Source organism: Streptomyces sp. HUAS MG56 (assembly GCF_058673395.1).
In genome coordinates this window covers 2161083-2182656 of record NZ_CM178722.1, presented here as the reverse complement: position 1 = coordinate 2182656, position 21574 = coordinate 2161083, and the positions used below count along the sequence as shown (strand labels likewise).

General features: G+C 74.1%; 21 protein-coding genes and 1 pseudogene. 13 read left to right on the top strand and 9 right to left on the bottom strand.

Features of this window, described 5'->3' with window-relative positions:
- The first annotated feature begins 79 nt into the window (after positions 1 to 79).
- From AC4OXY_RS10560 to AC4OXY_RS10550, 3 genes are all read left to right on the top strand, one after another.
- Entirely contained in the window at positions 80 to 766 is a 687-nt protein-coding gene (locus AC4OXY_RS10560; RefSeq protein WP_362820167.1) for a TetR/AcrR family transcriptional regulator, read from the top strand.
- A gap of 103 nt (positions 767 to 869) precedes the next feature.
- Entirely contained in the window at positions 870 to 2108 is a 1239-nt protein-coding gene (locus AC4OXY_RS10555) for a sensor histidine kinase (RefSeq protein WP_491993753.1), read from the top strand.
- A complete protein-coding gene (locus tag AC4OXY_RS10550; RefSeq protein WP_356023523.1) occupies positions 2105 to 2770 on the top strand; it encodes a response regulator transcription factor in 666 nt (221 codons plus the stop codon). Before AC4OXY_RS10555 ends, AC4OXY_RS10550 begins: the two co-directional genes overlap by 4 nt.
- On the opposite strand, the gene AC4OXY_RS10545 is transcribed toward AC4OXY_RS10550, so the two are convergent.
- Positions 2731 to 3015 carry a DUF6332 family protein gene (locus AC4OXY_RS10545; RefSeq protein WP_356023525.1) on the bottom strand — a complete coding sequence of 95 codons (285 nt, stop codon included), beginning with the start codon at positions 3013 to 3015 and terminating at the stop codon, positions 2731 to 2733. The two genes, AC4OXY_RS10550 and AC4OXY_RS10545, sit on opposite strands and share 40 nt — an antisense overlap.
- A 271-nt stretch (positions 3016 to 3286) precedes the next feature.
- Positions 3287 to 4783, bottom strand: a pseudogene (locus tag AC4OXY_RS10540) (MFS transporter).
- A gap of 85 nt (positions 4784 to 4868) precedes the next feature.
- On the opposite strand from AC4OXY_RS10540, the gene AC4OXY_RS10535 reads away from it, so the two are divergent.
- Complete coding sequence (locus tag AC4OXY_RS10535; RefSeq protein ID WP_356023529.1) at positions 4869 to 5267, top strand: MarR family winged helix-turn-helix transcriptional regulator; 399 nt, start codon at positions 4869 to 4871, stop codon at positions 5265 to 5267.
- A gap of 25 nt (positions 5268 to 5292) precedes the next feature.
- On the opposite strand, the gene AC4OXY_RS10530 is transcribed toward AC4OXY_RS10535, so the two are convergent.
- Positions 5293 to 6078 carry a maleylpyruvate isomerase family mycothiol-dependent enzyme gene (locus tag AC4OXY_RS10530; RefSeq protein ID WP_356023531.1) on the bottom strand — a complete coding sequence of 262 codons (786 nt, stop codon included), beginning with the start codon at positions 6076 to 6078 and terminating at the stop codon, positions 5293 to 5295.
- Between the two features lie 73 nt (positions 6079 to 6151).
- On the bottom strand, positions 6152 to 7330 hold the full coding sequence (locus AC4OXY_RS10525; RefSeq protein ID WP_491993752.1) for an MFS transporter: 1179 nt from the start codon (positions 7328 to 7330) through the stop codon (positions 6152 to 6154).
- A 417-nt stretch (positions 7331 to 7747) separates the two neighbouring features.
- Between AC4OXY_RS10525 and AC4OXY_RS10520 the strand changes: the two genes are divergently transcribed.
- On the top strand, positions 7748 to 8143 hold the full coding sequence (locus AC4OXY_RS10520; RefSeq protein WP_491993751.1) for a luciferase domain-containing protein: 396 nt from the start codon (positions 7748 to 7750) through the stop codon (positions 8141 to 8143).
- 338 nt (positions 8144 to 8481) lie between these two features.
- Here AC4OXY_RS10520 and AC4OXY_RS10515 read toward each other — a convergent pair whose 3' ends face one another.
- Entirely contained in the window at positions 8482 to 9261 is a 780-nt protein-coding gene (locus tag AC4OXY_RS10515) for a DeoR/GlpR family DNA-binding transcription regulator (protein ID WP_356023537.1), read from the bottom strand.
- A gap of 123 nt (positions 9262 to 9384) precedes the next feature.
- On the opposite strand from AC4OXY_RS10515, the gene AC4OXY_RS10510 reads away from it, so the two are divergent.
- Together AC4OXY_RS10510 and AC4OXY_RS10505 are read left to right on the top strand one after the other, a co-directional pair.
- Entirely contained in the window at positions 9385 to 10266 is an 882-nt protein-coding gene (locus AC4OXY_RS10510) for an SIS domain-containing protein (protein ID WP_356023539.1), read from the top strand.
- A 330-nt stretch (positions 10267 to 10596) separates the two neighbouring features.
- Entirely contained in the window at positions 10597 to 11457 is an 861-nt protein-coding gene (locus tag AC4OXY_RS10505) for a class II fructose-bisphosphate aldolase (protein WP_356023541.1), read from the top strand.
- An 8-nt stretch (positions 11458 to 11465) separates the two neighbouring features.
- Here the strand turns inward: AC4OXY_RS10505 and AC4OXY_RS10500 are convergent, their stop codons facing one another.
- Positions 11466 to 12599: a methyltransferase gene (locus tag AC4OXY_RS10500; protein WP_356023543.1), complete on the bottom strand. Its 1134-nt coding sequence runs from the start codon at positions 12597 to 12599 to the stop codon at positions 11466 to 11468.
- 79 nt (positions 12600 to 12678) lie between these two features.
- Here AC4OXY_RS10500 and AC4OXY_RS10495 point away from each other — a divergent pair, with 79 nt between their 5' ends.
- The 3 genes from AC4OXY_RS10495 to AC4OXY_RS10485 are packed head-to-tail and all read left to right on the top strand — an operon-like array spanning position 12679 to position 15345.
- Positions 12679 to 13329, top strand: coding sequence for an alpha-ketoglutarate-dependent dioxygenase AlkB family protein (locus AC4OXY_RS10495; protein ID WP_356023545.1), 651 nt, complete (start codon positions 12679 to 12681; stop codon positions 13327 to 13329).
- A 46-nt stretch (positions 13330 to 13375) separates the two neighbouring features.
- Positions 13376 to 14614 carry an ROK family protein gene (locus AC4OXY_RS10490; protein ID WP_356023547.1) on the top strand — a complete coding sequence of 413 codons (1239 nt, stop codon included), beginning with the start codon at positions 13376 to 13378 and terminating at the stop codon, positions 14612 to 14614.
- On the top strand, positions 14611 to 15345 hold the full coding sequence (locus AC4OXY_RS10485) for an NUDIX domain-containing protein (protein ID WP_491993750.1): 735 nt from the start codon (positions 14611 to 14613) through the stop codon (positions 15343 to 15345). Before AC4OXY_RS10490 ends, AC4OXY_RS10485 begins: the two co-directional genes overlap by 4 nt.
- Positions 15346 to 15490: 145 nt before the next feature.
- Here AC4OXY_RS10485 and AC4OXY_RS10480 read toward each other — a convergent pair whose 3' ends face one another.
- The 3 genes from AC4OXY_RS10480 to AC4OXY_RS10470 are packed head-to-tail and all read right to left on the bottom strand — an operon-like array spanning position 15491 to position 17555.
- Positions 15491 to 16399, bottom strand: a complete 909-nt coding sequence (locus tag AC4OXY_RS10480; RefSeq protein ID WP_491993749.1) for a phosphotriesterase family protein — start codon at positions 16397 to 16399, stop codon at positions 15491 to 15493.
- Positions 16396 to 16974: a DUF4865 family protein gene (locus AC4OXY_RS10475; RefSeq protein ID WP_362820157.1), complete on the bottom strand. Its 579-nt coding sequence runs from the start codon at positions 16972 to 16974 to the stop codon at positions 16396 to 16398. The genes AC4OXY_RS10480 and AC4OXY_RS10475 overlap by 4 nt, the downstream gene beginning before the upstream one ends.
- A 5-nt stretch (positions 16975 to 16979) precedes the next feature.
- Positions 16980 to 17555: a TetR/AcrR family transcriptional regulator gene (locus AC4OXY_RS10470; protein WP_356023555.1), complete on the bottom strand. Its 576-nt coding sequence runs from the start codon at positions 17553 to 17555 to the stop codon at positions 16980 to 16982.
- A gap of 223 nt (positions 17556 to 17778) precedes the next feature.
- Between AC4OXY_RS10470 and AC4OXY_RS10465 the strand changes: the two genes are divergently transcribed.
- The 3 genes from AC4OXY_RS10465 to AC4OXY_RS10455 are packed head-to-tail and all read left to right on the top strand — an operon-like array spanning position 17779 to position 21379.
- A complete protein-coding gene (locus AC4OXY_RS10465; protein WP_356023557.1) occupies positions 17779 to 18072 on the top strand; it encodes an SHOCT domain-containing protein in 294 nt (97 codons plus the stop codon).
- On the top strand, positions 18069 to 18821 hold the full coding sequence (locus AC4OXY_RS10460) for an ABC transporter ATP-binding protein (protein WP_491993748.1): 753 nt from the start codon (positions 18069 to 18071) through the stop codon (positions 18819 to 18821). The genes AC4OXY_RS10465 and AC4OXY_RS10460 overlap by 4 nt, the downstream gene beginning before the upstream one ends.
- A complete protein-coding gene (locus tag AC4OXY_RS10455) occupies positions 18818 to 21379 on the top strand; it encodes an ABC transporter permease (protein ID WP_491993747.1) in 2562 nt (853 codons plus the stop codon). The genes AC4OXY_RS10460 and AC4OXY_RS10455 overlap by 4 nt, the downstream gene beginning before the upstream one ends.
- Positions 21380 to 21574: the final 195 nt, after the last annotated feature.

Genomic DNA, 21574 nt, shown 5'->3' with positions numbered 1-21574 from the left:
TGGGGGAGGCCGGCACGAGAATGCAAGAGCGCTGCTCTCTTTTGTGTGCACTGCTCTCTCTCGTGGCAGACTTGAGGGTATGAGCACCCCACAGGGCGCCCGCGCACGGGCCAGGACCGAAGTCACCGCCGCCATCAAGGAAGCGGCCCGCAGACAGCTGGCGGACGAAGGAGCGGCGAAGCTCTCGCTGCGGGCCGTCGCGCGCGAACTCGGCATGGTCTCCTCGGCCCTGTACCGGTACTTCCCCAGCCGCGACGAGCTGCTGACCGCCCTGATCATCGACGCCTACGACTCCCTCGGCGAGCGTGCGGAGCGGGCGCACGACGCGGCGCGCGGTGCCGCGCCCGTGGCCCGCTGGACCGCCGTGTGCGAGGCGGTGCGCGGCTGGGCGCTCGCGCATCCGCACGAGTACGCGCTGATCTACGGCTCGCCCGTGCCCGGCTACGCCGCCCCCGAGACCACCGTCCCGGCCGCCTCCCGCGTGGGCCTCGTCCTCATCGACATCATCCGCGCCGCCCACGAGGGCCCCGGGCTCGCCGACCTGCCCCTGCCCGCCTCCCTGCGCCCCGAGGCCGAGCGCATGGCCGCCGACCTCGCCCCCGACCTGCCCCCCGAGGTCGCCGCGGCGATGGTGGCGGCCTGGGCCCAGCTGTTCGGGCTGGTGAGCTTCGAGCTGTTCGGCCAGTTCCACAAGGTGGTCGAGGACCGGGAGAGCTTCTTCCGGCACACGGTCACGCGGCTGGCACACGGGGTGGGGCTGCGGTAGGGGCGGGGTCCCCTGTGGCGGGCGCCGTACTCCCCGGGGAGTACGGGTGATCACCTCGCCCGGCGGACGTCCGGCGCCGCCGCCGGCGTCTAGCGTGGCGGGCATGGAAGAGCAGCGCGCCCCCTCGCCGCGGTGGCGGTACGGGCCCCCGTGGTCGCGGTACGGACCTGCCTGGCGCGACGGCCCGGACGACACGGAGCCGCACCGGGGGCGGGCCTGGCCGTGGCGCTCGACGGCGCTGTTCACCGTGTTCGTGCTGGTCGGCAGCAACTTCGCCGGGCACGGCCAGCCGCACCGGGTGCCGCTCGATCTCTACGCGCGCGTGCTGCTGCTCGCCGCCTCGCTCCTGCTGCTGTGGCGCCACCGCCACCCGGTGGCCGTGGTGTTCGGCACGGCGGCGGTGACCCTCGGTTACCTGGCCGCGGGCTACCCCTACGGGCCGGTCTATCTGACGGTCGCGGTGGCCTGCTTCAGCGCGGTCGTGGCCGGGCACCGGCGAGCCGCCTGGGCGGCCGTGGGACTGCTGTGGGCCGGGCACGCCCTGGTCGCGCTCTGGCTGTACCGCTGGCTGCCGCCCCCGGGGGACAAGGGCGCGGGCGTCATCCAGGAGATCGGCCTCGCCGTCTGGGTGCTGGCGGTGTTCGCCGTGGCCGAACTGGCCCGGGTGCGGCGCGAACAGTGGGCCCGGGAGCGGGCTGACCGCGCCCAGGCGGCCCGGCGGCGCGCCGACGAGGAACGGCTGCGGATCGCCCGCGAACTGCACGACGTCCTCGCGCACAGCATCTCCGTCATCAACGTCCAGGCCGGCATGGGCCTCGCGCTGCTCGACAGCGACCCCGAGCAGGCGCGGACCGCGCTCACCACCATCAAGGCCGCCAGCAAGGAGGCCCTCGGCGAGGTCCGCCAGGTGCTCGACACCCTGCGCGCCCCCGGCGCCGCCCCGCGCACGCCCGCCCCCGGCCTGGACCGGCTGCCGGAACTGGTGGAACAGGCGGCCGCCGCCGGGCTGAGCGTCGAGGTCGAGGGCGTGCCGCCGCAGCTGCCGGCGGGGGCCGACCTGGCCGCGTTCCGCATCGTCCAGGAGGCGCTGACCAACGTCGTACGGCACTCCGGATCGCGGCACGCGCGCGTGGCGTTCGCCCATGACGGCGACGCGCTGCGGCTGCGCGTCGACGACGACGGACCCGCGACCGGAGCCGACGCCGGGGGCAGCGGGAACGGGCTGGCCGGCATGCGGGAGCGGGCGGCCGCGCTGGGTGGCACCATCGAGGCGGGCCCGCGCCCCGACGGCGGCTTCCGGGTGCTCGCCGTGCTGCCGTCGCATCTCAGGGAGGACCAGTGATCCGGGTACTGCTCGCCGACGACCAGTCGCTCGTGCGGGCCGGTTTCAGAGCGCTGCTCGACGCGCAGCCGGACATCGAGGTGGCCGGCGAGGCGGCCGACGGCGAGGAGGCGCTGCGCCTGGTGCGCGAACGGGCGCCGGACGTCGTCCTCATGGACATCCGCATGCCCCGGCTCGACGGCCTGGCCGCGACCCGGCGCATCACGGACGACGCGGATCTGGCGGACGTCAAGGTGGTCATGCTCACCACCTTCGAGCTCGACGAGTACGTCTTCGAGGCCATCCGCTGCGGCGCCTCAGGCTTCCTGGTGAAGGACACCGAACCGGACGAACTCGTGCGCGCCGTACGGGCGGTGGTCGACGGCGACGCGCTGCTGTCGCCGGGCGTCACCCGGCGCCTGATCGCCGAGTTCGCGGCCCGCTCCAAGGAGCCCGCGGCGGCCGACGCCCTCGCCCGGCTCACCGAGCGGGAGCGGGAGGTGATGGCGCTGGTCGGCATCGGCCTGTCCAACGAGGAGATCGCCCGCCGCCTGGTGGTCAGCCCGCTGACGGCCAAGACCCATGTGAGCCGCGCGATGGTGAAACTGGGCGCCCGCGACCGCGCCCAACTCGTCGTGCTGGCCTACGAGTCGGGATTGGTGCGACCCGGCTGGCTGGGCTGAGCGCCCCGCCGGAAGCGCACCAGCACGCTCACCACCCGGGCCAGGAAGACCACGGACGCGGCCACGAGACCGATCCACACCAGCGCCGTCCTCAGCGCTCGGGGCAGAGCGAAGAGCAGCGCCGGCCCCGCGACGGCTCCGAACAGCACCGCGGCCGCGAACCCGGCGCTCACCAGCGCATAGCCGATCTCGACCGTGGCCGCGTCCTGCTGGACCTTGGTGCGGCGTCCCCCGTGGCTGTCCATCACCTCAGCCTCACAGACGTGCGCCCGGCGGGCAAACCAACTCCCGCCGGGCGCACGTACGGAGGCTTCCCCCTGGGAGGTGTCGTCTGGATCATCCCGGCGTCGCGGGCCCTGGCACGCCCTCCCCCAGAGGGGGCACCCCCAGCCGGGTTGTCGTCACTCGCCGACTCCCCACGCTCGGCTTCGCTCGCGCGGGAGGGGCCCCACGATCCCGCTCGGGTCGGCCGATCCGCACCGTTCGTCTCGGCCGGCCTGATCCGAACGACACCCGCTAGTCGCGGACCGCCACGCGCTCCGCTTCCGCCTCCCGCGCCGTGGACGTGGACCGGGCGACCACCACGGACGGCCGGCTACGGCGGCCGCGCAGACCGGTGAGCGTGATCAGCAGGCCCGCCAGCGCGATGCCCGTGACGACGAGGAAGCCGGGCCGGTAGCTGTCGAGGACGGCCTGCGGAGTGGCGTGTGCGGGGGCGCCCGCGGTGACCACGGCCGTCGCCACCGCCAGGAACAGCGCGCCGCCCACCTGCACCGAGGTGTTCAGCAGACCGGAGACCATGCCCTGCTCATGGTCCTCGACGCCGTTGGTGGCCTGGATGTTGAGCGAGGGGAAGACCAGCGCGCAGGCGGCGCCGATCAGCAGCATCGACGGCAGGACGACCGCCGCGTACACGGGGTCGAGATCGACGCGCAGGAACAGGGCGTACCCGAGCGCCATGAAGGCGAAGCCCAGCGCGATCAGCCGGGGCGTACCGAACCGGTCGACGATCGCGCCGACCTTCGTGGACGACACCGCCACCAGTGCGCCGGCCGGCAGGAACGCGAGCGCCGTGTGCAGCGCGGACCAGCCGAGCAGGGACTGCATGTAGAGCGTTGTCAGGAACTGGAAGCCCACGTAGGAGCCGAAGAAGGCGATGGCGCCGAGCTGGGCGCGCACCTGGCTGCCCGAGCGCAGCACGCCCAGCCGGATCAGCGGGCTCGGCGAACGCCGCTCGACCAGGACGAACGCGGTGAGCAGCACGGCGACGGCGAGGAACGACAGCAGCGTACGGGCCGAGGCCCAGCCGGCCTCGGGGGCCTGGACGACGGTGTAGACCAGCAGCAGCATCGACGCGGTGCCGAGGACGGCGCCCGGGATGTCGTAGCCGGCGTGGTTCTCCTCGCGGGCGCTGCGCGGCAGCAGCCGCAGGCCCGCGGCCAGTGCGAGCAGGGCGATCGGCGCGGGCAGCAGCATGGTGAAGCGCCAGCTGGCCTCGGTGAGCAGGCCGGAGAGCACCAGACCCATGGAGAACCCGGTGGCGGCGCAGGTGGTGTAGATGGACAGGGCCCGGTTGCGCAGCGGACCCTACGGGAACGTCGTGGTGATGATCGACAGTCCGGCCGGCGCGGTGAAGGCCGCGCTGAGGCCCTTGATGAAGCGGCTGGCGATCAGCAGCGGACCGGAGTCCACGAGCCCGCCGAGCAGCGACGCGAGCGCGAAGACGCCGAGCGCGACGAGGAACACCTGGCGCCGGCCGAGCAGGTCGGCGGTGCGTCCGCCGAGGAGGAGCAGGCCTCCGTAGCCCAGGATGTAGCCGCTGACGATCCATTGCAGCGTCGACGTGGACAGATGCAGGTCGGAGCCGATGGAGGGGAGCGCGACACCGACCATCGACACGTCCAGCGCGTCGAGGAACATCGCCGCGCAGAGCACCAGCAGGGTGCCCCACAGGCGAGGAGTCCAGCGGACGGCCGGGGACGGGGCCGCGGAGGGGGTGAGCGGAGAGGTCATGCCGAAGACAGTACATGCGCATGCATTGAATGCAAATGCATTTAATTACGGTGCAACAATCTTGATTCTCTGCTACGGTGCGCCCATGGCGGCGAACAGGGCCGAGCAGGCACTCGTGGAGCAGTGGCGGAACATCCTGGCCCTGCACGCCCGCACCCAGTGCGAGCTGGACCGGGCGCTGCACGAACACGGCTTGTGCGCCAGCGACTTCGAGGTCCTCGACCTGCTGGCCGAGGGGGTGGCGGCCGACGGCGGCTGCGCCTACCGCGTGCAGGAGATCTCCGAGCGGGTCCACCTCAGTCAGAGCGCCCTGTCCCGCCTGATCGGCCGCCTGGAGAAGGACGGCCTGGTCGACCGTGCGATGTGTGCCGAGGACCGGCGCGGGGTCCGGGTGGCCCTGACGGGCAAGGGGCGCGCGCTGCACGGCGAGGTGCGGCCCGTGCAGCGCGCGGTGCTGGCGCGGATGCTGGCCTGCGCCGACTGAAGGAGAGATGGAGGCTGACGGAGTGTCAGATGCCGCCCTTCTCCCGCCACAGCTCGGCCAGCGAGTGATCGCCGCGCACACTCGGCACCGGCCTGCGGTTCCACAGCGCCAGGTACAACTCGTCGGCGGGCCCGAACAGTTCGGCCTCGGCCTCACCGGCCTCGCCGGTCTCGTCATTTGCGCCGGCCGTGTTCCGCACGGTCGCCGGCGGCTCGGCCGACAGCCGTACGGTCCACACGGTGTCCGCCCCTTGCGCCCCTTCCGTCCCCGCGTGCAGCGCGCGCACCCGCAGGACGCGCGGCTCCTCGGTGCGCAGCCGGCTCCGGGAGCGGGCGTGGAAGCCGCGCAGCAGTTCGTCGATGCCGTCGACCGCGAAGTCCGGGGCGATCGGGGAGGCCGTACCCCCGCGCGCCGCCTCCGCGTCGTACCGGTGGACGGTCGTCTCGTGTGCCTGCCGGCGGGTCCAGAACGCCAGCGGTGAGGGGCTGGGCGCCGGAAGGAACGTCCAGCACTCCAGGTCGGCGGGTGCGGCGGCCAGGGCGTCGACCAGCAGGCGGTGACTGTCCCGGTACCAGGCCACCAGCTCGGCGCCGTCCAGCTCCGGCGGGTCGCCGAAGGGGCGCCGTGCGGTGCCCTCTTCGGTGATGTAGCCGGCGGCCCAGCGGTGCACGGCGCCGGTGTGCCGCAGCAGGTCGCGCACCTGCCACTCCGGGCAGGTGGGCACCTTGGCGTCGGTCCCCGCGGCGTCGGCGGCCGCCGCGAGCAGTCGGCCCTCGCGGTCCAGGGTCTGAAGGAAGTCGGCAGTCTCCATGGGGCGAGTGTGCCGGATGGAGTCCGCTCGAAGGCCCGCCTTTTCCGCTGCACCGCCGCGTGGCCGAGGTCCGTCAGCGCCCCATGGTCCGCCGCGTCGTGACCCCGATGAACGCGGCGACGGCGGCCAGCGCCGCCACGCTCGTGAGCGCGGTCGGCAGAGAGAACCAGTCGGCCATGAAGCCGATCGAGGGCGGCCCGAGGAGCATGCCGCCGTAGCCCAGCGTCGAGGCGACGGCGACCCCGGACGGGCCGGTCAGCGCGCCCGCCCGCTCGACGGCGACCGGGAAGAGGTTGGCGAGCCCGAGCCCGGTGACGGCGAAGCCGATCAGCGCCGCCCACACGGAGGGCGCGAGGGAGCCGAGCAGCATGCCCGCCGCCGCGACGGCGCCTCCGGCGATCACGGTGCGCGCGCGGCCGAGGCGTTCGAGGAGTGTGGTCCCGGTCGCCCGGCCGATGGTCATGGCCAGCGCGAAACACGAGTACCCGGCCGCCGCCACGCCCGACGAGGCCGCCAGGTCCTGCTGGAGATGGAGCGCGCCCCAGTCGGCCATGGCGCCCTCGCCGTAGGCCGTGCAGAGCGCGACCAGCCCGAAGACGAGCACCAGCCCGCGGTGGCCGCCGCGTCGCGGGCCGCCGGTCCGCGGATTCTGGTGCGGCGACGGGCGGGTCCGGGCCGGCACGGGCGGCTCCTGCCGCAGCAGGGTGCGTCCGGCGAGGGCGGTGACGAGGAGCCCCGTGAGGGTGAGGCCGACCAGATGCCGGGTGGGGGAGAGCGCACCGGCGACCAGTCCGCCGAGGCCCGCGCCGATCATGCCGCCGAGGCTGAACGCGGCATGGAACGTGGGCATGATCGGCCTCCGCAGTGCGGCCACCAGATCGACGGCGGCGCTGTTGAAGGCCACGTTGATCCCGCCGTAGGCGGCGCCGAACACCAGCAGTACGGCGCCGAGCGCGGGCGCGGAGTGAGTGAGCGGGGGCAGGGCGACGCTGAGGGAGAGCAGAACGGCGCAGGCCACGGTGACCGGATGGCTGCCGTAGCGCCGGCACAGGCGCCCGGTGAGGGTCATCGTGATCACCGCACCGGCGGAGACGCCGAGGAGCGCCAGGCCCAGATCGCTGGCCGAGGCGTGGGTCTGCTCCTTGATGTCGGGAATCCGGACGACCCATCCGGCGAAGATGAAGCCGTCCAGGGCGAAGAAGGCGGTCAGGGCGATCCGCAGCCGGGTGAGATCGGTACTGCTGCCCGGCACGACGTTGTGCGATCGGGTTTTGTTTATTTGCGGCACAAACTCAGGTTAGGGGGAGGCCGAAGGGAGGGGCAAGGTCTTTCCAGGGTGCTCGCGTGTACGGACGGGCCAAGCGTGTTCATATCGCGAGACAACCGGATACGCGTCAGCGCTCGCCTCGGTGACGAGCGCCTTCGCATGCCGTCCGGGCCGCCCTCGGCCGCGTGCGACTGGCTCCGGCCTGTCCGTGGCGGGAGCGATGTGTCCTTGACCTGCGCCTACTTGTGTGCCTTGATGCCGGCCGTGCCGTCAACCCCGCGCACCGTGTGCCCCGTTCGGGGTGGCCGGAGTCATTCCGTGCGCGGTCCTCCGGTGGATACAGGTCGGTTAATGCTTGCTCACGAGCTGGTTGCCGAGGGGTGAGCGGTCCATGATGGCCCCATGACGTTGGCCTCGCGCGCGCTCGCGCAACTGGCGACCTGGCCCGACCTGAGCCAGGCGATCCCGAGCTGCGGCCTGGGAGAGGCGGTGGGTTCGGCCCACGGAGAGATCGCCCACTTCCACTCGGACCGCGATGTCGATCTACGGCTGACCGACCGGGCCATCCGGCGCTTCGCCAAGGACCTGAGGGACTCGGGGGCGATCAGGATCGTGCCCGGCTCTCAGTGGGTGACCCTGCGCCTCGACGCCGCGAGTGACGTCGACCTGCTGCTCACCCTGGTGAGCGTGGCCCTCCAGGCCCAGCAGACCTGGCCCGACCCGGCCGACCGGCCGCAGACCGGGTGCAACGACCAGCGGGGGGCGGGGTTCGTGAAGGCTGACCTGGGGCGGTTCTGAGGCGGTCGGCACGGAAGCGGACGTCGGCACGGAAGGGGCCGGATCCGAAGCGGCCGGGTCCGAGGTGGCCGGATCCGGCGTGGGCGGAGCCCGATGCGTCGGTGGCGTGCGCCGCTTCTGTGCGGGCCTCCGCGGTGACCGGGCTCGGTGTCCGGGCTCGGTGTGGGTCGATGTGTCGTGGGTGGGGTTCTGCGCCGGCCGGTGTGGCGGGTGGGTCCGGTGTGGGCCGGTGTCGTGCCCGGGGGTTGCGCACCGGCCGCCGTGCCGGGTGGGCTCGGTGCGGGCCGGTCGCGGCCGGGGCCGGCCGGCCGTCGCGTCGGCGGGGCTCGGGCCGGGCGTCACACCGCCAGGACCCGGATCCCTGCCTCCTCGAAGAGGCGTACCGTCTCCTGCGGTACCGCCGTGTCCGTCACGAGCGTGTGCACCAGCTCCGCTCCGCAGATCCGGGCGAAGGCGCGCCGGCCCAGCTTGCTGGAGTCGGCGGCGACCACCACCCGCTCGGCGCGCTCGCACAGCAGCCGGTTGATCGCGGCCTCCGCCTCGTCGTGCGCCGCCGCCCCGTGCGTGGCGTCGAAGGCGACGACACCGAGTACCGCCACGTCGAGCGTGATCTGCCCGAGCACCCCGTCCGCGAGCGGGCCGATGAGCTCGTACGACTGCGGGCGCGCGACCCCGCCCGTCACCACGATCTTGAACTGGGGCCGTACCGCGAGCTCGTTGGCGATGTTGAGCGCGTTGGTGACGACGGTCAGCGCCGGTGAGCCGCTGGACAGGTCGCCGCGCACGGCCAGGGCGCGGGCCACCTCCGTGGTGGTCGTACCGCCCGTGAGCCCCACCGCCTCGCCCGGCGCCAGCAGATCGGCCACGGCCTTGGCGATGCGCTGCTTCTCGGAGGCGCGGCGGGCGGTCTTGTAGCGCAGCGGGAGTTCGTACGACACCCCGTGCACCACCGCTCCGCCCCGGGTGCGCACCAGCATCTGCTGCTCGGCGAGCTGGTCGAAGTCCCGGCGGATCGTCGCCGCCGACACCTCCAGCTCGGCCGCCGCCTCCTCGACCTCCAGCCGGCCGCGCTCCACGAGCAGTTCCAGCAGCGCCTTCCAGCGGGCGTCCCGGGACATCCGCAGCCTCCTTCTCCGTGTTCCCGGTGACCCTAGCGCACGGTCCTCTGCGCGTTGATGCTTGATTGTGCTCGAAAGCTCGCTATATCTTGCAGGAACAATCAGCGAGGGAAGGGTGTGGGCATGACCCATGTCGAGGACGAGCTGAACAGCCAGCCGGAGTGCTGGGCGCGGGCCGCCGAAGGGGCGCAGCGGTACAAGGCCGCGCTGCCGGAGTCCGGGGAGCGGGTCGCGATCGTGGGGTGCGGGACCTCGTACTTCATGGCGCAGGCGGTGGCCGGGCTGCGGGAGGGCGCCGGGCAGGGCGAGACCGACGCGTTCGCCGCCTCCGAGTTCCCGTCCGGGCGGTCGTACGACCGGGTCGTCGCCCTCACCCGCTCCGGTACGACGACGGAAGTGCTGGAGCTGCTCGGCGCGTTGCGGGGGCGGACGCGGACCACCGCCGTCACCGCCGACCCCGCCACCCCTGTCATGTCCGCCGCCGACGACCTCGTCGTCCTGGACTTCGCCGACGAACGCTCCGTCGTCCAGACCCGGTTCGCCACCACCGCCCTCACCCTCCTCCGCGCCCATCTCGGCCTGCACACCGACTCCGTCGTCGCCGACGCGCGCACGGCCCTCACCACTCCTCTTCCCGAACAGCTCGTCGCCTGCACCCAGTTCACCTTCCTCGGGCGCGGCTGGACCGTCGGGCTCGCGAACGAGGCCGGTCTGAAGATGCGCGAGGCCTCGCTGTCCTGGACCGAGGCCTATCCGGCGATGGAGTACCGGCACGGCCCGATCAGCATCACCACCGCGGGCAGGGCCGCGTGGATGCTCGGCGAGGCGCCCGAAGGGCTCGCCCAACAGGTCGGCGCCACCGGCGGGTTGTGGATCGAGGGCGAACTCGACCCGCTGGCCGAACTCGTCCGGGTCCAGCGGCTCGCGGTCGCCGTCGCCGCCGCGCACGGCCTCGACCCCGACCGGCCGCGCCATCTCACCCGCTCGGTGATCCTCGCCCCCTGACGCCCGGCCGACCGGCTTGACCCCCGGCCGACCGGCCGGCCCAGACTGACGACCGGCCGCCCCCGGCCCGACCCTGGCCGACTCCGGCCCGCGCATGGCCGGCCCCGGCCCGCGCGCGGCCGGGCTCCCGCCGACTTTCCCCGATGTGCGGCCCACGCGCAGCCACCCCCCAGCCACCGCCTGCCCGGCCCCCCGGCCGCCCATCTCCGGCGGCAGCCCGGCTCACCCTCTGCCGGTACCCGGCCGACCCCTGGCCGTTCCCGGTCGAACCTCCGGCCGCCCCGCCCCTGCTGCCACCCCCCCGGTCCGCGTCTCGGAAGGACTCCCGAAGTGCCCCTCGTGAACACAGGCGAGCTGATCACCTCCGCTTCCGCGGCCCGCTCCGCGGTCGCCGCGTTCAACGTCATCACCCTGGAACACATCGAAGCCGTCATCGCCGGCGCCGAGTCGGCCGAAGCCCCCGTCGTCCTCCAAGTCAGTGAGAACGCCGTCAAGTTCCGCTACGGACGGCTGCTGCCGCTGGCCCGCGCCGCCGTCGCCGCCGCCGAACGGGCCACCGTGCCCGTCGCGTTGCACCTGGACCATGTGCAGAGCGACGACCTGCTGCGTCAGGCACCGGGCGCGGGGTTCGGCTCGGTGATGTACGACGCGGCCCGGCTGCCGTACGCCGACAACCTCTCCGCCACCCGGGCCGCCGCCGACTGGGCGCATTCCCAAGGACTCTGGATCGAGGCCGAGTTGGGGCAGGTCGGCGGCAAGGACGGCAGACCTCCGCTGGACGCCCACGCGCCCGGCGCGCGCACCGATCCCGACCAGGCCCGTGACTTCGTGGCCGGAACCGGCGTCGACGCGCTCGCCGTCGCCGTCGGCAGCGTGCACGCCATGACCACCCGCACGGCCCGCCTCGACCACGCACTGCTGAAGCAGCTGTCCGCGGCGCTCGCCGTCCCGCTCGTCCTGCACGGCTCCTCCGGCGTACCGGACGACGGCCTGGTCGAGGCGGTCGCGGGCGGCATCGCCAAGGTCAACGTCGGCACCGCGCTCAACGTGGCGATGACCGGGGCGATCCGGGAGTTCCTCGCCACCCACCCCGAGGCCGTCGACTCGCGGAAGTACCTGAGCGTGGGGAGGGAGGCGATGGCGGACGAGGTACGCCGGATCATCGGGGTGCTGAGCCGCACCTCCGGCTGACCGGCCGTTCAGTCCTTCCTGACCGCCCGCAACACCACGAACTTCGGGTCGGAGGCGACCAGTTCGCTGTTGCCGAACAACCGTTTCAACTTCACGTGGTACCCGAGATGACGGTTGCCGATCACCCACAGCTCGCCGCCCGGCCGCAGCGCGCGCTTCGCGCCGGTGAACATGCGCCATGCCGTCGCGTCGGTCGTCGCCTGGTGGGAGTGGAACGGCGGGTTGTTCAGGACGAGGTCCACGCTGCCCGGGGCCACCCCGGCCAGCCCGTCACCGACCCGGAACTCCGCGTGCCCGGGCACCCCGTTGGCCTTGTACGTCGCCTCCGCCGAGGCCACCGCCTGGAACGACTCGTCGACGAACAGCACCTCGGCCGACGGGTCCGCCAGCGCCACCGCCGTACCGACGACGCCGTTGCCGCAGCCGAGGTCCACCACGCGGGCGGCGCCCGGGCCGGGCAGGTGCCGCAGCAGGAAACGCGTGCCGATGTCGAGACGGTCGGCGCAGAAGACGCCGGCGTGGTTGACGACCGTGCGCCCGGAGGCCGGCCCGACGTCGCCCGGGAGGGCGTAGGTGTACGGCCACGGGTTCGCGGGCCGCTCCAGCGCCGGGTCCGGGGTGCAGAAGACCAGCCGGGCCTTCTGCCGGGCCAGCGAGGTGCGGGTCGGACCGAGGACCCGCTCGAAGAGCTGGAGCGTGGAGGTGTGGATCTCCTTCACCATGCCGGTGCCGACGACGACCGTGCCCGCGTGCACGGCGGGCGCCAGCCGCAGCAGCTGGTCCTCCAGCAGGGCGAGGCTCTTCGGCACCCGTACCAGCAGCACGTCCACGCGCTCCGGCGGCGGGTCCTGGGTGGTGAGCAGCTGGACGGCACCCGGCTCCACGCCGGCCCGCGCCAGATTCGCCCGGGTCGCCTCCTGGCTGAGGAAGGAGTCGGTGATCTGTGTCGGGTGGTACGCGGCGAGCGCCGTCGCCAGCGCGCCCCAGCGGTCCCCGACCACCACGACCGCGCCGGTGAGCGGCACCTGTTCCTCGGCCAGGTGGCGCAGCAGGTACGCGTCGGAGGCGTCCCAGGCACGCAGCCGGTCGCGGGGATCCTCGGGGAAGCGGGTCAGCTCGACCTCGCCCCACGGTGTCGTCATACGGTCGCTCATCGTGCCCCCAGGCTAGCGGAGCCGCAGATCAGGGGTGGTGCGGCGGGCCTGCGCCATGATGGAGCGCGTGGACGCGGAGCTGTTTCCCAGGGAGAGCGCGCAGGTCGCACCGGGCGCCGTGCACGCCCCGGGCTGGCTGGCGGACGAAGAGCAGCGGCATCTGCTCGCCGCCTGCCGGGACTGGGCCCGGCCCCCGGCCGGACTGCGCACGGTCCGCACACCCGGCGGCGGCACGATGACCGCCCGGCAGGTCTGCCTGGGCTGGCACTGGTATCCGTACGCCTATGCCCGCACGGCCGTCGACGGCGACGGCGCCCCGGTGAAGCCCTTCCCGGCCTGGCTCGGCGAGCTGGGCCGCCGCGCGGTCGCCGACACGCTCGGCCCGGCGGCGGTCCCCCCGGCGCCGTACGACATCGCGCTGATCAACTTCTACGACGGCGACGCCCGCATGGGCATGCACCGCGACGCCGACGAGCGCGCGGACGCACCGGTGGTCTCGCTGAGCCTCGGCGACACGTGCGTGTTCCGCTTCGGCAACACCGGGACGCGCGCCCGGCCGTACACCGACGTGGAGCTGCGCAGCGGCGATCTGTTCGTCTTCGGCGGGCCGTCGCGGCGGGCCTACCACGGGGTGCCGCGCGTACGTCCCGGTACGGCACCGCCCTGGCTGGGACTCGGCGGACGGCTGAACATCACCCTGCGGGTGAGCGGGCTGTAGCAGGCGGCCCGGACCCACGGTTGCGGATCATGGGAGACTCGCCCTCATGAGCGGCAAGGCGGACCCCCGGACGGCGGGGGAGAGGACGACCCCGAGGGCGCGACTGGACCGGGGGCGCGGCGCGCTCGGGCCCGCGCTGGAGCTCGTGCACACCGGGCGCGCACCGACCCGGGCCGTGCTCACCGCCGAACTCGGGGTCACCCGGGCGACGGCGGGTGCGGTGGCCGCCGAGCTGGAGGCGCTCGGGCTGATCCGGGTGGACGCCCGGCCCGGCGCGGCCGCCGGCTCCCAGGGGCGGCCCTCGCACCGGCTGGAGCTGGCCGAGGACGGGCCGGTGGCGCTGGCGGCCCAGGTCCACGCCGACGGGTTCCGGGCCGCGCTCGTCGGCCTCGGCGGACGGATCGTGGCGACCGCACCGGGCTGCGAGACCGTCGACGCCGACCCGGCGAAGGTGCTCGGCTCGGTGGTGGAGGCGGGCGCCGAGCTGTTGCGCACGACCGGCCGGCGCTGTGTCGGCGCCGGGCTCGCCGTACCGTCGGCCGTCGCCGAACCCGACGGACTCGCCCTCAACCCCCTGCACCTGGCCTGGCCCGTCGGCGCCCCCGTCCGGCGGATCTTCGCGGAGTGCGTGCGCGCCGCCGGCCTCACCGGCCCCGCGTTCGCCGGCAACGACGTCAACCTCGCCGCGCTCGCCGAACACCGGCACGGCGCCGGCCGGGGCGCCCGCGACCTGCTGTGCGTGGCCACCGGGCACCGGGGCGTCGGCGGTGCCCTGGTCCTCGACGGCCGTCTGCACACCGGCAGTTCGGGCCTCGCGCTGGAGGTCGGCCACCTCACGGTCAACCCGGAGGGCCGCCCCTGCCACTGCGGCAGCCGTGGCTGTCTGGACGTCGAGGCGGACCCGCTGGCGCTGTTGGTCGAGGCGGGCCGCGAGCCGGGCCCCGAGGTGTCCCTGCTCCAGCAGGCCAACGACCTGCTGCGCACGCAGTACGACGACCCGTCCGTCCGTACGGCCGCCGAGGCGCTCATCGACCGCCTGGGCCTCGGTCTCGCCGGGCTCGTCAACATCCTCAACCCCGACCGCATCATCCTCGGCGGCCTGCACCGCACCCTGCTGGACGCCGACCCCGGCCGGCTGCGCGCGGTCGTCGCGGACCGCAGCCTGTGGGGCCAGAGCGGCGGCGTGCCGATCCTGCCGTGCACGCTGGACCACAACAGCCTGGTCGGCGCGGCCGAACTGGCCTGGCAGCCGGTCCTGGACGACCCGCTGGCGGCACTGCGGTGACCGCGCACGGCCCCGCGACCGTGGAACTCCTGCCCGCCGTACGCCTGCGCCTGGTCGAGACGGCTCTGCCGGCACTGTCGGGACCGCACCGCTCGGCGATGGACGAGGTGTGGGAAGAGTCGGTCCGGGCGAACCCGGCCCTCTTCGACGGCCCGGCGGCAGCACTCGTCGGGGTGGAGCGTGACGGGGCGGACGGCCTGGTGCTGACCTGGGCCCGGGCCACCTACCGGTACCGCGCGCTGCGGCACGTGCCCGGCTCGCCCACGCTCTCGTCCCTGTTCGTGGCCGTGGTCCAGCCCGCCGACGACGGCCGTCTGACGGTGGGCCGGATGTCCCCCTCGACCGCCGCTCCCGGCCGTTGGCAGCTGCCCGGCGGAACCGTCGAACCCCCGGCCGGGCCCCACGGGTTGGACCTCGCGGCGCTGCGTGCCCACGCGGCCCGCGAACTGGCCGAGGAGACCGGCTCCGACACCCCGCCCGAGGCCCTGACCTGGTGGCTGACCACCCGGGGCGAGCGCGGCGGCGTCGGCGTGCTGTTCCTCGCCCCGCCGCGTCCCGCACCGGAGTTGTACGACCGGTACGCCGAGCTGGTGGCGGCGGAGACCGCCCGCGGTGACGATCCCGAGTTCGACCGGATCGAACTGGTCGGCTCACCAGCGGACCTGTCCACCCTCCCGGGCCCGCACGTGGACTACCTGCACCCGGTCCTACGCCACTACGCCGACAACTGAGCCTGGTCACACCGCCGTCGGCGCCCTCGCCGGCGGCCCCGCTCCGGCGCCGAATCCGCCCGGCCCCCGGCCGCCCGGTCGCGGACCGCGCGCTGTGCCCCGGCACGCGCCGGAGGACCACCCCGCGCACGAGGCCGGCCAGCACTCACCGCCGGCCGATCCCGAACGCCCGCCCCGGATGCTCCGTGAGGATCCGCTCCACCAGCTCCGTACCCAACTCCGCCACCAGCCGCGGCCGCACCCTGCGCAGCAGATACGGCATGCCGGGCCCGCCGTCGACCGAGCGGGCGCCGGCGAGCACGGTGTCGCAGCCGAGCAGCAGCCGGTCGGCGAAGCCGGCCTCCGTCAGGTCGCGCACCGCGCCCGGCATCCGCCAGTCGGTGGCGTGGTGTGCGCGGGACGGCCCGTCGAAGGCCAGCCAGCAGCCCGAACGCGCGGCCTCCCGCTGCACCACCGGGTCGGGGGAGCGGTTCAGATGCCCGAGGATCACCCGCTCACCCGGTACATCCAACTCCCCGCACAGCAGGTCCAGTACGTCCAGCGCGCCGGTGCCCATCTCCAGGTGCACGGCGATGGGCGCGCCGGTGGCACGGCTCGCCTCGGCCGCCGCCGTCATCGTCCAGCGGGCGTGCGCGTCGAGCGCGTGGAAGCCGCCCGCCACCTTGATCAGCCCGGCCCGGACCCCGGTCGTACCGATACCCTCGGTCAGCTCGGACACGAACACCTCCGCCAGGCGGCCGCGCAGCCCGGCCAGCAACTCCGGTGTGTAGTGCGCGGCCTGGTGCAGGCCGGTGGCGCACACCAGCGTCACTCCCGTGGCCCGGGACAGCCCGGGCAGGTCCGCCGCCCGGCGCCCCAAGCCGTACGGCGTCCACTGCACGACGGCCGCACCGCCGGCCGCCCGGAACGCCCCCAGCTCGGCCCGGGCCGCGGCGGTGTCGTTCAGCTCCCGGCCCGGGAACATCGGGCTGGTCAGGAAGAGATGGTCGTGCGCGTCGCACACGCCCAGGTCCTCGGGTGCGATGTCGCCGAGGACCGTACGGACGCGACTCACCACTGCCGGCCCCGCGGGAGCCGGTCCCGGCCGGGCGCGGACAGGTGCAGCACCTGGAAGACGTCCCCCTCGGCCTTCGGGGCGTCATGCTCCCAGAGCGAGAAGTGCACCAGCTCCCACGCGCGCGTGTCCACGGCCGCCGCCGCCAGCACCGCGCCGTCCTCGGTGGCCAGCCGCTCCGCCTCGGCGACGGCATCCTCCACCGTTCCGGCCAACTCCACGCCTTCCGCGAGCGGTTGACGGCGCCGCACGGCGAACGCCGCGCGCGTACCCGTCCCCTCGGCGCAGCCCAGCCCGGTCCACTGCCGCACGGTGGGCCTGCCGAAGTCGTTCACCAGCCCCTGGAAGGCGCCGCCCCACAGGAAGCGGTTCATGCCCTCGACCGTGTGCCACAGGTAGAACGGTGCGTACTGGTTCACCACGGAGTTGTACCGCCCGCGTTCGCGCAGCAGGTACGCCTTGAAGCCGAGGCCGTCCCAGTCGTCGAGCAGATGCCCGATCCGGGCGACCCGGGTACGGATGATCCCCGTGTCGTAGTCGGCGGGGAGCGTCAGCTCGTACTGCATGGCATGCATCGGATTCAGCGGTCCTTTCCGGTGGCCGGAGGCGTCAGCAGGGAGAGCAGGCCGCGTACGCCCGCGTCGAACGCGGCGGGGGAGCCCGAGGCGCGGGCGAGGACGTAGCCGCCCTGGATCGTCGCGAGGACGGCCGCGCCGATCTCCTCGCCGTCCAGTCCGGGCGCGAACTGCCCCTGCCGCTTGCCCTCTTCGACGAGCTCGGCGATCCGCCGCCGGATGAACGCGATCGTCTCGTCCACCGGCGCGCGCAGCTCCTCGCTGGCGATCACGTCCGGGTCCATCGTGAGCCGGCCGACCGGACAGCCGCGCAGCACGTCTCGCTCGCGCAGCAGGTAGGCCTCGATGCGCTCGTACGGCGTGCCCGGCCCGGCGAGGACGCGCTCGGCCGTGGCGCGCAGTTCGTCGGCGGTCCGCCGGATCGCCGCCAGGGCGAGATCGGGCTTGCCCTTGAAGTGGTGGTACATGCTGCCCTGGCCCGCGCCCGCGCGCTCCAGGATCGCCTTCGGGCTCGTGCCCACGTAACCGCGCTCCCACAGCAGTTCGCGCGTGGACTCGATCAGTCGTTCCGGGGTGCTCATGCGGCTACTGTACATACTAGTAGTTACAAATCGCCAGTTCCCGAGGAGCGAGCGTCCCCGAGGAGCGTCCGTCCGCGCGGAGCAGACGCACCCCGTCGCCGTACTCCCCGGGGGGTACGCGCGGTGCCGCCGGCCGCACGACGACCCGGGCCCCCTGCGGGAGGGAGTCTCGTGGCGTCCCCGAAGACCGGGGACGACGCGACGACAAGGGAGATGACCCGAGATGCAGACCCTGGCGAGCTGGCACGGCGGGCCCGGCCCGTGGATCCTGTTCTTCCCGCTGATCTGGGCGGCCGTCGTGATCGGCGCCGTCACCCTGCTGCGCCGCACCGGGTGGCGCGGTCGCGGCGGTCCCTGGTACCGGCCCGTCGACGGCGGCCGCCCGGCCGGGGACTCCCCGCTCGCGGTGCTGGGCCGCCGCTTCGCCTCCGGCGAGATCGACGAGGACGAGTACTGGCGCCGCCTGTCCGTCCTGGACGAGCAGTTCGGCCGCACGGGCAAGGGGGGCCCGGCATGACCACGACGACCGCACAGCGAAAGGCCGCGGCCGGCGTGAGGGACGCGGTCAAGGTGTACGGCGGTGGCGACACCGCCGTACGCGCGCTCGACGGTGTCACCGTGGACTTCCCCGCCGGACGCTTCACGGCGATCATGGGCCCCTCCGGCTCCGGCAAGTCCACGCTCATGCACTGCGCGGCCGGCCTCGACACCCTCACCTCCGGCACCGCCCGCATCGGCGACACCGACCTGGGCGCGCTGGACGACCGCCGCCTGACCCTGCTGCGCCGCGACCGGATCGGGTTCGTCTTCCAGGCGTTCAACCTGGTGCCCACGCTGACCGTCGCGGAGAACATCACCCTCCCGCTGGACCTGGCCGGGCGGCGCGGCGACCCGGAGTGGACCGACGCGCTCGTGGACGTCGTCGGGCTGCGCGACCGGCTGCACCACCGGCCGTCCGAACTCTCCGGCGGCCAGCAGCAACGCGTCGCCGTGGCACGGGCGTTCGCCGGCCGGCCCGACGTCGTCTTCGCCGACGAGCCCACCGGCAACCTGGACTCCCGCTCCGGCGCCGAGGTCCTCGGACTGCTCGGCCGGGCCGTGCGGGAGATGGACCGCACGGTCGTCATGGTCACGCACGACCCGGTGGCCGCCGCGCACGCCGACGAGGTGCTCTTCCTCGCCGACGGCGGCTTGGTCGACCGCATGGCAGCGCCCACCGCCGACCGCGTCCTGGACCGCATGAAGGCCTTCGAGGTGCGGTCATGAACGCCTCGCTCCGGCTGAGCCGCGCCTCGCTGCGCGCGCACCGACGCCGCTTCGCCGGCACCTTCCTTGCCGTGTTCCTCGGCGTCGCGTTCCTGACCGGCACCCTCGTCATGGGCGACACGCTCAGGGCGAGTTTTGGTGCCATGTTCGGCGAGGCCACCGTCGGTACGGACGCCGTGGTGCGCGGCGCCGACGCCATCACCGCACCCGGCCAGGGCCAGGGCGTACGGCAGCCCGTCGAGACCTCGCTGGTGCGCACCGTCGAGCGGGTGCCCGGCGTGGCCGCAGCCGTCCCGGACATCGAGGGGCGCGGCCAACTCGTGGGCGCCGACGGCAAACCCGTCGGCGGTCAGGGGCCGCCGACCCTCGCCGGGAACTGGATCACCGACCCGCGGCTCAACCCGTACCGGCTGGCCGAGGGCCGCGCCCCCGCCCGCACCGGCGAGGTCGTGGTGAACCGGGGCGCGGCGAAGAAGGCGGGCCTGAAGATCGGCGACACCACCACCCTGCGCACCCCCGACCCGGTGCGCGTGACCGTCGTGGGCCTCGCCACCTTCGGGGGCCAGGACGGCATGGCACAGGTGACCTTCACCGGCATGACCCAGGCGGACGCCGAGCGGTATCTCACCGCCCGGCCGGGGCAGGCGGCGGCCATCGACGTGCGGGCGGCGCCCGGAGTCGGTCAGGGCGAGCTCGTGCGGCGACTGACTCCGGTACTGCCCAAGGGAGTCGAGGTCGTCACCGGGCAGCAGTCGGCGCGCGAGAACACCGGCATGGTCTCCGGCCAGTTCCTGACCCTCTTCACCACCTTCCTGCTCGTGTTCTCCGGCGTCGCCCTGCTCGTCGCCACCTTCTCCATCCACAACACGTTCGCGATCGTGGTCGCCCAACGCACCCGCGACAACGCCCTGTTGCGGGCCCTGGGCGCCGCCCGCCGACAGGTGACCGCCATCGCCCTCGCCGAGGCGCTCGCGGTCGCGCTCACCGCCTCGCTCACCGGGCTCGCGGGCGGCATCGGCATCGCCGCCGGGCTCCAGGCGCTCTTCCCCGCGATCGGATTCCCGTTCCCCGACGGCGAGTTGGTGATCAAGACCCTGTCGATGGCACTGCCGTTCACGGTCGGCGTCGTGGTCTGTGTGGCCTCCGCGCTGCTGCCCGCCCTGCGCGCCGGACGCACCGCGCCGCTCGCCGCGCTGCGCGAGACGGACGTCGACACCTCGGGCGCCTCCCGCCCGCGTGCGGTCACCGGCGCCGCCCTCGGCGCGCTCGCGCTCGCGGCGACCCTCGGCGGTGTCCTCGTGACCCCGTCCGTATGGCTCGCGGGACTCGGCGCGCTGCTCGCTCTGGCGGCCTTCGTCGTCCTCGGGCCGGTCGCCGCGACCGCCGTCGTACGCCTGCTCGGCCGTCCGCTGGACCGGCTGCGCGGGGTCACCGGCGGCCTCGCCCGGCGCAACGCCCTGCGCAGCCCGAAGCGGACGGCCGCCACCGCGAGCGCGCTGATGATCGGCGTGGCCGTGGTGTCCCTGTTCACCGTCTTCGGCGCCTCGCTGAAGGCCACCATGGACCAGACGGTGTCCCGGTCCTTCGCGGGCGACGTCGCCGTCAGCAACCCCTCCTTCGGCGCGGGCGGCAGCGGACTCAGCCCCCGGCTCGCCCCGGCCCTGAGCCGGCTTCCCCAGGTGGACACCGCCGTCGGTCTCGGCCGCGGGGTCGCCGAAGTCGACGGCAGGGGGAGGGCGTTGACGGTCACCGACCCGGCCGCGCTCGCCCACGCCTTCGACCTCGGCACGGTCACCGGTTCGTTGCGCGACCTCGGCACCGACGGGATCGCCCTCACCCGGGCGGAGGCCGGCCGGCAGCATCTGCGCACCGGTGACACCGCCCGCCTGACCTTCACCGACGGCACGAGCGAGAACTTCACCGTCCGGGCCGTGTACGGCCGCTCCGAACTGGCCGGTGACTACGTCATCACCCGGGCCGCCTGGGCCCCGCACCGTACCCAGGACTCCGACACCCTCGTCGCCGTCACCTTCAGGCACGGGGTGGGCGCCGACGCGGGCAAGGCGGCGGTGCAGCAGGTCGCGGCACGCTACGGCAACCCGCAGGTGCAGACCCGCGACGAGTACGCGCAGTCCTCGGCGGGCGGGATCGACATGATGCTCACCCTCGTCTACGCCCTGCTCGCCCTCGCGGTGCTCATCGCCCTGCTCGGCATCGCCAACACCCTGACCCTCGCGCTGCACGAACGCACCCGGGAACTGGGGCTGTTGCGGGCCGTCGGGCAGACCCGCACCCAGCTGCGGGCCATGGTCCGCTGGGAGTCGGTCCTGGTCGCCGCGTTCGGCGCGGTCGGCGGACTCGGCCTCGGCGCCTTCCTCGGCTGGGTGCTGGTGAAGGCCTCCGACGGCGCGAGCGACACCGCGTTCGCCTTCGCCCTGCCACCCGCACGGCTCGCCGTGGTCGCCCTCGTCGGCCTCACCGCGGGCGCCCTCGCGGGCCTGCGCCCGGCCCGACGAGCGGCCCGCCTCGACGTCCTGAGGTCGATCGCCACGCAGTGACCGCCCCGAGGAGCACGGAACCCGCCGGGCGCGTCCGCGTCGGATCTGCTGCCCGGTGCGGTGTGCCCTGGCGTGGGTGGCGCGGCCGTCGGGGTCCCGGGGGCGCGGGGTCCGTTGCGGTCGGCCGCGCGGGATCTGGAGCTGGGGATGGTCCGGCGTGGTTCGGCGGGTGGGTGTGGTCGTCCGGTTCACGGG

Coding starts and splice junctions, on each gene's coding strand:
- AC4OXY_RS10560 (WP_362820167.1), top strand. CDS start 80: ATGAGCACCCCACAGGGCGCCCGCGCACGGGCCAGGACCGAAGTCACC.
- AC4OXY_RS10555 (WP_491993753.1), top strand. CDS start 870: ATGGAAGAGCAGCGCGCCCCCTCGCCGCGGTGGCGGTACGGGCCCCCG.
- AC4OXY_RS10545 (WP_356023525.1), bottom strand. CDS start 3,015: ATGGACAGCCACGGGGGACGCCGCACCAAGGTCCAGCAGGACGCGGCC.
- AC4OXY_RS10535 (WP_356023529.1), top strand. CDS start 4,869: ATGGCGGCGAACAGGGCCGAGCAGGCACTCGTGGAGCAGTGGCGGAAC.
- AC4OXY_RS10530 (WP_356023531.1), bottom strand. CDS start 6,078: ATGGAGACTGCCGACTTCCTTCAGACCCTGGACCGCGAGGGCCGACTG.
- AC4OXY_RS10520 (WP_491993751.1), top strand. CDS start 7,748: ATGACGTTGGCCTCGCGCGCGCTCGCGCAACTGGCGACCTGGCCCGAC.
- AC4OXY_RS10515 (WP_356023537.1), bottom strand. CDS start 9,261: ATGTCCCGGGACGCCCGCTGGAAGGCGCTGCTGGAACTGCTCGTGGAG.
- AC4OXY_RS10510 (WP_356023539.1), top strand. CDS start 9,385: ATGACCCATGTCGAGGACGAGCTGAACAGCCAGCCGGAGTGCTGGGCG.
- AC4OXY_RS10500 (WP_356023543.1), bottom strand. CDS start 12,599: ATGACGACACCGTGGGGCGAGGTCGAGCTGACCCGCTTCCCCGAGGAT.
- AC4OXY_RS10490 (WP_356023547.1), top strand. CDS start 13,376: ATGAGCGGCAAGGCGGACCCCCGGACGGCGGGGGAGAGGACGACCCCG.
- AC4OXY_RS10475 (WP_362820157.1), bottom strand. CDS start 16,974: ATGCATGCCATGCAGTACGAGCTGACGCTCCCCGCCGACTACGACACG.
- AC4OXY_RS10470 (WP_356023555.1), bottom strand. CDS start 17,555: ATGAGCACCCCGGAACGACTGATCGAGTCCACGCGCGAACTGCTGTGG.
- AC4OXY_RS10465 (WP_356023557.1), top strand. CDS start 17,779: ATGCAGACCCTGGCGAGCTGGCACGGCGGGCCCGGCCCGTGGATCCTG.
- AC4OXY_RS10460 (WP_491993748.1), top strand. CDS start 18,069: ATGACCACGACGACCGCACAGCGAAAGGCCGCGGCCGGCGTGAGGGAC.
- AC4OXY_RS10455 (WP_491993747.1), top strand. CDS start 18,818: ATGAACGCCTCGCTCCGGCTGAGCCGCGCCTCGCTGCGCGCGCACCGA.